Consider the following 11,141-nt stretch of genomic DNA (forward strand, 5'->3'; position numbering starts at 1 on the left):
ATTGTGACGCGAAGTTGCCACTTGCTCTCCCCTCCCCCCTTTTCGGGGAGGGATAGGGAGGGGGGTTGCAATAAAGACGCCGGCCATACCCCCCTCCGCGCGCCCGTTCGGCGCGCGTGCTTCCCCACAAGGGGGGAGCGGACCAGAGAGGTGGCTCCGAGCATAATCACAGCGAGTTCACGAAGGCGACGAGGCGGTCGCGATCTTCCTTCGAGAGCGCGGCGAACTTGTCGCGGGCGCTTTGCGCCTCTCCGCCGTGCCAAAGGATCGCCTCGGTGATGTTGCGCGCGCGGCCGTCGTGGAGGAACAGCGTATGGCCGTTGACGATTTGGGTGAGGCCGATGCCCCACAGCGGCGCCGTGCGCCACTCACTGCCGTTCGCCTCGCCCTCGGGCCTGTTATCGGACAACCCCTCGCCCATGTCGTGCAGCAGCATATCGGTATAGGGATAGATGAGCTGGTGCGACAAGTGCGGCTGCCCCGGAGCCTCGCCCGTCATGAATTTCGGCTTATGGCAGCTCGTGCAACCGATCCCGTAAAACAGCTCCTTTCCCTTGAGCACCTCGGGATCGTCAGGCTTGCGGCGCGCCGGAACAGCGAGGTTCTTCGAGTAGAACGCCACCATGTTGAAGAGATCGTCGCCCACCTCGACGTTCTGATATTTCGGTGAGTCGCCGGTCGGGGCGGCGAGGCACGCGGGCTCCTTCTCGGTGCAGTCGCCATGGCCCCTGGGGATCATGGTGGTCGATAGGCCGATATCGCCGTTGAACGCCTCCGCCGCCTGCTGGGCAATGGTCGGGATGCCGGCCTTCCAACCGAAGCGCCCGAGCATCAGCTTTTGCTGCTCGCGCGACCAGACCATGTTGGGCTTGCCCGAGATGCCATCCTTGTCGGCGTCGTCGGGATCGGCGTTAGCGAGAATCTGCTCGTCGGGAACTGCTTCGAGCAAGCCGAGCCCGATCATCTGCGGCGCCACGCGCGGGCTCAACATGATGTCGGGGCTCGCGGGCCCATAGCCGAGATCGGTCAGCGAATAGGCCGGCACCCTAAGGCTCACGATTTCTCCGCCGGCGAGCTTCACCTCCTTTTCCTTGTAGGCGATGTTGAGCTTGCCTTCCCCCTTGATGCCCTGAATGGCGAAATCCTGGAGCTGCCCGCCATAGGTTGGATCGGGCAGAGAGTTCACCTTATGGGCTTCGAGCAAGGCCTTTTCCTCCTCGGTCGAAGGCGGCACCGAGAGGCGCACGAGCATCGAGCCTGACGTGTCGGGAACGTCCGTCGACAGAGGCGGATGGCCGCGCCCGTCCTTCAAGTGGCAATTCTGGCAGGCGCGTGAGTTGAACAGAGGCCCGAGCCCGTCTGAGGCGTCGGTCGACGACGGGGCGGACACCCAGTTCTTGCGGAAGATGCCGTTGCCGACCTTGAAGTCGAGCTCGCGCTTGAAATCCATGTTGCCCGAGGAGAGCGAAAATGCGTTCGGCGTGTCGGTCGAGCCGCGCGAAGTCGCCTCGCCGCCCGGTTTCGCTTCGCCCGGCTCGAGCTTGGTGAAATCGGTCGTGGGCGCGAGCGGCGCCGGAAGCGCGACGCCGGCGTCCTCGCCGTAGGTTGCCATGGCACCGGCAAGGAGCGGCAAGGCGGCGCCGAAGGCGACGGCGCCGAGGAGAAGGGCGCGCGGCGCTTTCCTCGGCATCTTATCCTTCGGTTTGTCCGCAATGCGGTGGGCGTATCTGAAATGGGGTGAGTGCACGCGTCCTTCGTCAAAAGCTCAAGCTGGTGCGCGCCCCCAAGACCGTCGCGTCGTCAATGCCCGCAACATTGCCGCCAGGCTGGAAGATGTATTGGAAATCGGGCTGTACCGTCCAGCCCGGCTTGACCTCATAAGTATAACAGATCTCGACCAGGGCCTCGTAATTGCGCGCCGCCGGCTCGCCGGAGTCGACATCGAAGCTGTGCACGGAATTCGAGATGCCGGTATAGGCGAAGCCGATGGCAAGCCCGTCATTGGGCCTTCCCGGAATCATGCCGGTGAAAGTGACACCGGTATCGAAATAGAAGTCGACAAGATTGCGATCATCTGGCGCGCCTATGACGCGACCGAACACGCCGACGCCCTTGGAGTCCTCACTGCCGGGCACGCGCCAGACGAGCTGATCGATGATGCCGTACAGGCCCCAATCGTTGTCGAGCATCTTGGGGGGATTGCCGGTGACGGCGATCATGCCGCCTCCGGAATCGAAGCGCTGATCGGCGAACTCGCCGAAGTGATTCCAGCCGCCGAACTTGATGGTACCGGCAAGTTTGTCCTGATTATAGCTGTAAGCGCCTTCGGCCAGGAGCAAAGGCGGGGCGTCGAGGCTGAAGTCGAGACCGTCGCTGTTGCACACCTGGGGATTGGGACTGCCGCAGTGCGGCGCGGGATCGCCATTATAGACGCCGATCATAAGGCTCAGCTTTTGGCTCGGATCGATCTTGACCCGCACACCCGGGGTCGCCAGCGGATAGGCTGGGCCGCCTCCCGGCAAGTCCGACGCCGCGATCGACGGCCAACCCCACGTGCCGTTGAGAAACCAGCCGCCGCCCTCGCTGATGATGAACTCGGCATCGGCGGCGAGTTGCCCAAACTTGATGGCGAGCTTGTCATCGAACAGATGCTGCTCAAACCACAACTCGAACAGACGCGTGGATGGCGTTGCCTCGAGACTTGAGACAGGCATCAGGCTGCCGATATTGGCGGCAGTGATCGAGTTGCCGTGGATCTGGAAGGCATCGGCATGGAAGCAAAGGCCCTTCCAAAATCCGAGCTTATGCATATCGGCTTTCAGATAGAGCTCGAGCACGCCGTCGTACTCGACGCCCTGGTCGAAGCCGCCCCAATTGCCGAAGCTCTCTCCGTAATAGACGCCGCCGATCTCCACTCCATGACGCCCGAGCGCCTTGCGCACGCCGAACGGATCGATCGGAACAACGGCATCCTCCGGCATGCCGGTCGTCACCGAGGCGCCATGGGCAACTTCGGCCTCGCTAAGCTCGCACTCGGCGCGCGCCCCGGTGGAGCTGGAGAAGATGGCAGCAGCGAGCAGCCCGCCTGCGCCGAGCGCTTTCAAGCAGGTCGATGCCAGACGCCTGATCGAGGAAATGGGTCTTACAAGGTCGCAAAGTGCGATCTGCCATACGGTCATTCTTTGAAGCCCCCCGGCTCTTTTTTGCATTTCTCGGCCAGCGTTTGATGATGTGTTGGGTTGCTATGTTTTAGCGTATGCCTAAGCAGGTCTCCCTCGTCGATGGCAACCGATCCGGCGCTCGCTCAATGCGCCTCTGTCCCTGTCAAGGCCTTGCTCTCCTCCTGCACCTTGCCCGGATTATCCAGGCTCTCGGAGCCTTCGAACTTGATCGACTGAAGGTTGAGAGCCGCCACCGCGCGCTCGAGGGATTTGGTCTGGTCAAGCAGAGCATCGACGGCGCGCTGCACGACCGCATTCCCCGCATCGTTCCCCTCGCCGATCATCTGATCGTAGGATTCGGTGGTGAGGGCGCGGAGATAGAGCGCGTTCATCGCGTCCATGGTGGCGTCGAGCTTGGCGCGAACCTCGGCATCGACCTCCGGCGACTTCGCCTTCACGAGATCGGAGATCGAGGGGCCTGAGACGAGCGAGCGGTCGGCGCGGCGATAGGCGCCGAGATAGACGTTGCGGATGCCGAGCGCGTCGAAGAAATGCGAAGCGTGGGTGTTGTCCGAGAAGCAGTCGTGCTCCTCCTCGGGGTCGTGGATCATGAGTCCGAGCTTCATGCGCTCGCCGGCGAGTTCGCCGTAGGAGAGGCTGCCGAGACCGGTCATGATGGCGGCGAGTCCCGCCTCGTCGCTGCCGGTCATGAGGTGCTTGCGCGCCTCACCGTCGGGGCCCCACTGCGCCGCCATCCAGGAGAGATCGTCAACGAGGAGATCGGTGGCGGTGCGGAGATAGTCGGCGCGTCGCGCGCAGTTTCCGTGCGTGCAGTTCTTGAGGTCGTAGTCGGTCGCCGGGCGATTGCCGTTGCCGGGGCCGGTGCCGTTCAGATCCTGGCCCCACAGGAGGAACTCGATGGCGTGGTAGCCGGTGGCGACGTTGGCCTCGACGCCGCCCGCCTCCTGAAGCACGTCGGCGAGCAGCTCCTTGGTGATCTTCGACGTGTCGAGCTTCTTGCCGCCGATGACAAGCGAGGTGTTGGCGATGACGTTGGCGGTATAAAGCTCGTTCTCGGCCGAATCCGTGCCGTAGATCGAAGTGTCGACATAGTCGATCAGGCCTTCATCGAGCGGCCAGGAATTCACCCGGCCCTCCCAATCGTCGATGATCGCATTGCCGAAACGGAACGCCTCGGTCTGCATGTAAGGAATGCGGGCAGCGATCCACGCAGCGCGCGCGGCGCGCAGATTATCGTCGGTCGGATCGGCGAGGAAAGCATCGACCGCGAGCTTGAGAGTTCGCGCGGTACCGGCCGAGTCGGAATAGGCGGCCTCGGCGATGTCGGCGTAAGTCTTGATCACATCCCTGGGCGTCGGCTCGGCGGCAGCGGCCGGAGACAAGGCGAGAGAAAGTCCGAGCGCAAAGGCTGCAATCGGGAAAGCCGTCCGATAATCGCGAAGCATGCTTGGTCCTTGGTCCCTTGTTGGCCCCGCCCCCTCCCCTCGGCGCCGCAAATTTGCGGCGGCCCGCCGGCGCGAACCGTTGGGCCGCCGCAAGGCTGAGATGAGGAAACATCCTAAGCCTTCGCTTGGGATATTTCAGACATCCGGGCTGGGCGGCCGGATGTCTTGCCAAGACAATACCGCGACCGCTAACATGCATGAAGTGAACTCTTTTCAGCAGAATAGTTGCATATAATGCATCTCAGGGAAGTCGACGCCAATCTGCTCGTGACGCTGGACGCGCTCCTCGTCGATGCGAGCGTAACCCGCGCGGCCGAACGGCTCGGGCGGAGCTCCTCGGCCATCAGCCACGCCCTCGCCAAGCTGCGCGAAATCTTCGCCGACGAGCTGTTCGTCCGCGCCGGCCAGAAGCTCGTGCCCACGGCCAAGGCGCGCGAGCTTGCGCCGACGGTGCACGTGATCCTCGCCGGCATGGAGAGCCTGCTGCGGCCGAGCAAGCCGTTCGACCCGTCGCTCGCCTTCCGCGATTTTTCCATCGCGGCGAGCGAGGCCGGCGAGCTCATCCTGCTTCAGCCGCTCCGGCGGCGCCTGGCGCAGGCGGCGCCGAGCGTCAATGCCGGCTGGATGCCGTCGCATCGCGAGGAGACCGTGGAAGCGCTGCGCGCCGGGCGCTGCCACTTCGTCATCGACACCGAGGGTCTGACCGTCCAGGCGCCGGATATCCGCACCGCGAAACTGGTCGAGGACCGCTTGGTGACGCTGGCAAGGCCGGGCCACCCGCTCGAAAAGCGGCGCCCCAAGGCGGCGGCCTTCGCGGGTGCGGAGCATATCGAGGTGAACTCGCTGCCGGCACTTCAGTCGATCGACCGCGCGCTTTCCGAAGACCGCGTCTCCTGCCGGGTCGCCGCGCGGGTCTCGTCGGTCCTGGTCGGGCTCCTGCTCGCGCTCAACAGCGATGCGCTGCTCACGCTGCCCGCCTCGCTCGCCGCAATTCTCGAGCGGCAATTCGGGCTCGTGCGCATTTATCAGCCCTTCGCCCAGGTCGGCTTTCCGTTGAGGCTGTTCTGGCATTCGAGCTATGACCGTGACGAATGCCACGAGTGGGTGCGCGGCGAGATCGGCGCGCTCGCGCGGGACATCGAGGCGGGAACGTGACGAGAGACGCATGGGCGTGAGCGCGCGGCGGTTCCTGTTTGCCGCGCTCACGCTTTGCGGCTTTGGTGTCGTCGCGCCGGCAGCGGCAGCAACCCCCGAAGACCTCGAGGCGGGCCTTACCCTCGCCATCGGCGGCGCGCCGAAGACGCTCACGCTTCCCGAGGCGATGGCCGCGCTCAATATCCCCTCGGTCAGCCTCGCGCTGATCGATCAGGACCGCATCGCCTTCACCCGCGCCTATGGCGAGGGCGTGACGCCCGACACGCTGTTCCAGGCGGCGTCGCTGTCGAAATTCGTGGCGGCGATCGGCGCCATGCGGCTCGTGGACCGGAAACGGCTCGATCTCGATGGCGACGTCAATGCAAGCCTCACCTCCTGGCGGGTTCCGGCCAACGATCTCGACAAGGATCATCCCGTGACCTTGCGCGGGCTGCTCAGCATGACGGCGGGGATCGGCGTGCCGGGCTTTCTCGGCTACGCGCCGGACACGCCGTTACCGACGCTCAGGCAAATTCTCGACGGCGCGCCACCGGCCAACTCGGCGCCGGTCACCGTGATCGACGTGCCCGGTCGCGCTTATCATTACTCCGGCGGCGGCTACGAAATCGCCGAGGCGCTCATGGTCGATGCGTTGCGCGCGCCCTTCGTACCGGCGATGGACGATCTCGTGCTCAAGCCCGCCGGCATGACGCATTCGACCTTCGCCCAGCCGTTGCCCGATGAGCTCAGGGCGAACGCGGTCACGGGCCATCTCGGAGACGGCACGGAAATCGAGGGCGGCTTCCATGTGTTCCCGGAGCATGCGGCGGCAGGCTTGTGGTCGACGCCAACCGACATCGCCAACCTTCTGCTCCTTTTGGCGAGGGCCTGGCGCGGCGAGAGCGCTCTGTTCCTCAAACCTGAGACGGCGCGCGAGATGCTGAGGCGCCAGGCGGTCGGCGCCTACGGCCTCGGCGCGGCCATCGCCGACAGCGAGGGGGCGCTTATCGTCATGAAACGCGGTCAGAATGTCGGCTACCAGTCCTACCTGATCCTCCTTCCCGGCCAGGGCCAAGGCATGGTGGTGATGACCAACTCCGACAATGGCTCGGTCCTCGCCGAGGCGCTGATCCGCAGGGCGGCCGAACTCTATGGCTGGCCGGCCCTTCCGGCGCTCGCCGACTAGGGTTGACCGGGATCAGAGCAGGCCCCTGGTTTCTGTCATAACCCTCCAGTACGATAGCGCCCTTGCGCCCGTCTGCCCGAGGGCGGGCCCCGGAGGAAACAATGCCCGTATGGTTCCGCGCCGGCCTCGTCGCCGCGCTTTTTATTGTCCTCGCCACCCCCACCCAAGCCGCAAAGAAGACTTTTCAAGACGATGCTTTAGACGATGCGGCGATCACGCTGATCGCCGACCTCAAGGATCAAGCCGGCACCGTCGAGAAACCGCTGATCAAGCTGAAGCAAGACGCCGATGCGGCGCTCAAGTCGCAGGACCTGTCAGGCGCGGCCGACATCTATGCTCAGATCGTCACCGTGACGCCCGAGGACGCCGCAGCCTGGCGCAGGCTCGCCGATATCTGGCTCGCGATTCCGGTCAGCGACGAGGATGACGGCTCGACCCGCTTCGAGAACGCGACCACGGCCGCCTACATTTCCTATCAGCGCGCGACCAATGCCAAGGACGAGGCGGCGGCGCTCGTCACGCTCGCCAATGCTTTCGGCAAGCGCGACGAGTGGCGGCAAGCGCTGAATGTGCTCAAGATCGCGCTTGCGCTCAACGAGACGCCGGAGCTCAAGTCGCTCTACGCTTCGCTGCGCGAGAAGTACGGCTTCCGCGTCTCGAATTTCAGCGTCGATTCCGACTCGTCCGCACCGCGCGCCTGCTTCCAATTCTCGGAGAAGCTGCCGAAGCGCACCGACTTCGCGCCGTTCGTTTCGGTTGCGGGCCAGGACAAGCCGGCGATCTCGGTCGACGACCAGCAGCTCTGCGTCGAAGGACTGAAGCACGGCGAGACCTACTCCATCACGCTTCGCGCGGGATTGCCGTCGACGGTCGATGAGACCCTGCTCAAGGATGCCGATTTCACCATCTACGTGCGCGACCGCAGCCCCTCGGTGAGGCTTGCCGGCAAGGCCTATGTGCTGCCGCGCACCGGCCAGCAGGGCATCCCGCTCGTCAGCGTCAACACCGACGCGCTCAAGGTCACCATCTACCGTATCGGCGACCGCAGCCTGCTCGACAACGTGCTGGGCTACGATTTCGAGCGCAATCTCTACGGCTATTCGCTCGACGAGATCGCCGATCAGAAGGGCGAGAAGGTTTGGACCGGCGAGCTCAAGGTCGAGAAGGAGCTGAACCAGGAGATCACCACCGCCTTCCCCGTCAACGAGGCGGTGCCGGCCATGCAGCCCGGCGTCTATCTGCTCGCGGCACGCCCCGCCAATCTTCCCGGCGACGATTACGGCGAGCGGGCCACGCAATGGTTCATCGTCTCGGACCTCGGGCTCACCGCCTATTCGGGGGCGGACGGCATCCATGCCTTCGTCAATTCGCTCGCGACCACGGCGCCGGTCGGTAACGTCGAGATCAGATTGCTCGCCCGCAACAACGACGTGCTTTCGGTCAAGAAGACCGACGCATCGGGCGCAGTCGCCTTCGAGCCGGGGCTCGCGCGCGGCGAGGGCGGGCAGGCGCCTGCCATGCTCATCGCGTCGAGCGACGGCGGCGACTATGCCTTCCTCAATCTCACGCAGTCGGCCTTCGATCTGACTGACCGGGGCGTCGCGGGCCGCGAGCCTCCGGGGGCTCTCGATGCGTTCGTGTTCACCGAGCGCGGCGTCTACCGCACCGGAGAGACGGTCTATGTGACCACGCTGCTCCGCAATGCCGACGGCGTTGCGGTGCCGGATGTCGATCTCACCATGGTGGTCGAGCGGCCTGACGGGGTCGAATATCGCCGCACCGTGGTGCCCGATCAGGGGCTCGGCGGGCGCACGCTTGCCATTCCCATCATCTCCTCGGCGCAAACCGGCACTTGGCGCGTCGCTGTCTATTCCGATCCCAAGCAGCCCTCGATCGGGGAAGCGAGCTTCCTCGTCGAAGATTACGTGCCGGATCGGCTCGAGTTCGATCTCGGCAGCGATGCGACCAGCATCTCACCGGACGCGCCAGCCAAGATCACACTCGACGGCCGCTTCCTCTATGGCGCGCCCGCTGCCGGCCTCGACATCGAGGGCGAGGTCAACATCGTCAGGACCGAGGAACGTCCGGGCTATGCGGGCTACGTGTTCGGCTTGAACGCGAAGGACGAGCCGGAAGAAGACGAGAGTGCGGCCGAGGCCATTCCGCTTGCCGACCTGCCGCAGACCGACGCGCAAGGCAAGGCGACCTTCACCGTCGATCTCAGCAAGCTACCCGAGTCGACCAGGCCGCTTCAGGCCAATATCAATGTCAGGCTCGCCGAGCCGGGCGGCAGGGCGGTGCAGCGCAGCCTGTCGCTACCCATTGTGCCGCCGTCCAACATGATCGGGGTGAAGCCGCTGTTCACCGGCAGCGCGCTCGGCGATCAGGACACGGCGAATTTCGATGTCGCCATGGTCGCGCCCGACGGCAAGCAGATCGAGGCCAAGGGCCTCAAATGGCAGCTCCTCAGCATCGACTCCAAATATCAGTGGTACCGCTCGAACGGTTATTGGAATTACGAGCCGGTCAAGGTGACCCGCCGCGTCGCCGACGGGGTGATCGATATCGCGCCCGACAAGCCGGGCAAGATCTCGGTCCCCGTCACCTGGGGCCGCTACCGGCTCGAAGTGGCGAGCGCCGACCCGAACGGGCCTGAGACCACGTACGGCTTCGATGCAGGGTTCTACGCCCAATCCGCGGCCGACACGCCCGATCTGCTCGAAATCGCTCTCGACAAGAAGGAGTACAAGCCGGGTGATGAGATGACCGTGGCGGTGACGGCGCGAAGCGAGGGGCAAATCACCCTTGCCGTGATCGGCGACAAGCTGCTCACCACCACGACGACCGACGTCAAGCCGGGACTCGTCAAGCTGCCGCTGACCGTCGGTCAGGACTGGGGGACCGGCGCCTATGTGCTCGCCACGCTGCGACGGCCGCTGGATGAGGCCGAGAAGCGCATGCCGGGCCGTGCCATCGGCGTGCAGTGGTTCGGTATCGACAAGTCCGCGCACACGATCGGGGTGGCCATGGACCTGCCGCAGCTGATCAGGCCCGAGACCACACTCCGCGTTCCGATCAAATTCAGTGGGCTCGCGCCGAACGAACAGGCGCGCGTCGTCGTCTCGGCGGTCGATGTCGGCATCCTCAATCTAACGAACTACAAAGTGCCCGACCCCGACACGTATTATCTCGGCCAGCGCAAGCTCTCCTCCGAGATCCGCGATCTTTACGGCCAGCTGATCGACGGCATGCAGGGCACCAAGGGCCAGATCAGGACGGGCGGCGACGGCGGTGAAGGCGAGTTGAACGGAAGTCCGCCGACCCAGCCGCCGCTTGCGCTCTATTCCGGCATCGTTTCCGTCGGTCCCGACGGCACCGCCGAGGTCAGCTTCGACATTCCCGCCTTCGTCGGCACGGTGCGCGTGATGGCGGTCGCCTGGAGCAACGACAAGGTCGGGCACGCCTCGGCCGACGTCGTGGTGCGCGATCCCGTGGTGCTGACCGCCACCCTTCCGCGCTTCCTGCTCATGGGAGACAGAAGCACGCTCAGGCTCGACCTCGACAATGTCGAGGGCGAGACCGGCAACTATCAGATCGCGGTCTCGACCGAAGGTCCGTTCAGCGTTGAAGGCCCCGATAAGACGCTTCCCCTCGATGCCAAGAAGCGCGGCGGCGTGAGCCTGCCCATCTCGGCGACGGGCGTGGGAGACGGCGCCGTGTCGGTCGCGGTCACGGGTCCCGGCGATTTCTCTGTGCAGCGGAAATATCCGCTCCAGGTGAAGCCGGCGACGCAGGTCCTGGCGCGACGCACGGTGAAGCCGCTCAATCCGGGCCAGAGCGTCACGCTGACGAGCGACGTGTTCAGCGACCTCGTGCCGGGCACCGGCAAGGTCGCGCTGTCGGTGACGCCGTCGGCCGCGCTCGACGTGGCGAGCCTGCTTCAGGCGCTCGATCGCTATCCGCTCGGCTGCACTGAGCAGGTCGTCAGCCGCGCCCTGCCGCTGCTCTACGTCAACGAGATGGCGCTCGACGCGCAGCTCGCGGTCGATCCCGGCATCGACGAACGCATCGCCAAGGCGATCGGGACGGTGCTCGCCCGCCAAGGCTCGGAAGGCTCGTTCGGACTGTGGTCGCCGGGCGGTGACGACGCCTGGCTCGACGCCTATACGACCGACTTCCTCACCCGCGCCAGGG

At 65.0% G+C, this 11,141-nt stretch carries 6 protein-coding genes; 3 read left to right on the forward strand and 3 right to left on the reverse strand.

Annotated features, from left to right (window positions below; all coding sequences use genetic code 11):
* Positions 1–166 precede the first annotated feature (166 nt).
* From VFB18_RS09300 to VFB18_RS09310, 3 genes are all read right to left on the reverse strand, one after another.
* Positions 167–1,690 (reverse strand): di-heme oxidoredictase family protein, encoded by a 1,524-nt coding sequence (locus VFB18_RS09300; protein ID WP_324973994.1) that lies wholly within the window; start codon positions 1,688–1,690, stop codon positions 167–169.
* Between the two features lie 67 nt (positions 1,691–1,757).
* Positions 1,758–3,179, reverse strand: coding sequence for a carbohydrate porin (locus tag VFB18_RS09305; RefSeq protein WP_324973996.1), 1,422 nt, complete (start codon positions 3,177–3,179; stop codon positions 1,758–1,760).
* Between the two features lie 125 nt (positions 3,180–3,304).
* Positions 3,305–4,627 (reverse strand): imelysin family protein, encoded by a 1,323-nt coding sequence (locus VFB18_RS09310; RefSeq protein ID WP_324973998.1) that lies wholly within the window; start codon positions 4,625–4,627, stop codon positions 3,305–3,307.
* A gap of 234 nt (positions 4,628–4,861) precedes the next feature.
* Here VFB18_RS09310 and VFB18_RS09315 point away from each other — a divergent pair, with 234 nt between their 5' ends.
* From VFB18_RS09315 to VFB18_RS09325, 3 genes are all read left to right on the forward strand, one after another.
* Positions 4,862–5,782, forward strand: coding sequence for a LysR family transcriptional regulator (locus VFB18_RS09315; RefSeq protein ID WP_324974001.1), 921 nt, complete (start codon positions 4,862–4,864; stop codon positions 5,780–5,782).
* A gap of 10 nt (positions 5,783–5,792) precedes the next feature.
* Positions 5,793–6,947 carry a serine hydrolase domain-containing protein gene (locus VFB18_RS09320; protein ID WP_324974005.1) on the forward strand — a complete coding sequence of 385 codons (1,155 nt, stop codon included), beginning with the start codon at positions 5,793–5,795 and terminating at the stop codon, positions 6,945–6,947.
* Positions 6,948–7,048: 101 nt separating this feature from the next.
* The coding region (locus tag VFB18_RS09325; protein WP_324974008.1) for an alpha-2-macroglobulin at positions 7,049–11,141 on the forward strand (4,093 nt) is incomplete at its 3' end.

It is taken from the genome of Methyloceanibacter sp. (genome assembly GCF_035650995.1).
In the GTDB taxonomy this organism is placed as follows: domain Bacteria; phylum Pseudomonadota; class Alphaproteobacteria; order Rhizobiales; family Methyloligellaceae; genus Methyloceanibacter.

Excerpts from the sequence above, each read along its gene's own strand:
- VFB18_RS09300 (WP_324973994.1), bottom strand. The coding sequence starts at position 1,690 with ATGCCGAGGAAAGCGCCGCGCGCCCTTCTCCTCGGCGCCGTCGCCTTC.
- VFB18_RS09305 (WP_324973996.1), bottom strand. The coding sequence starts at position 3,179 with ATGACCGTATGGCAGATCGCACTTTGCGACCTTGTAAGACCCATTTCC.
- VFB18_RS09310 (WP_324973998.1), bottom strand. The coding sequence starts at position 4,627 with ATGCTTCGCGATTATCGGACGGCTTTCCCGATTGCAGCCTTTGCGCTC.
- VFB18_RS09315 (WP_324974001.1), top strand. The coding sequence starts at position 4,862 with ATGCATCTCAGGGAAGTCGACGCCAATCTGCTCGTGACGCTGGACGCG.
- VFB18_RS09320 (WP_324974005.1), top strand. The coding sequence starts at position 5,793 with ATGGGCGTGAGCGCGCGGCGGTTCCTGTTTGCCGCGCTCACGCTTTGC.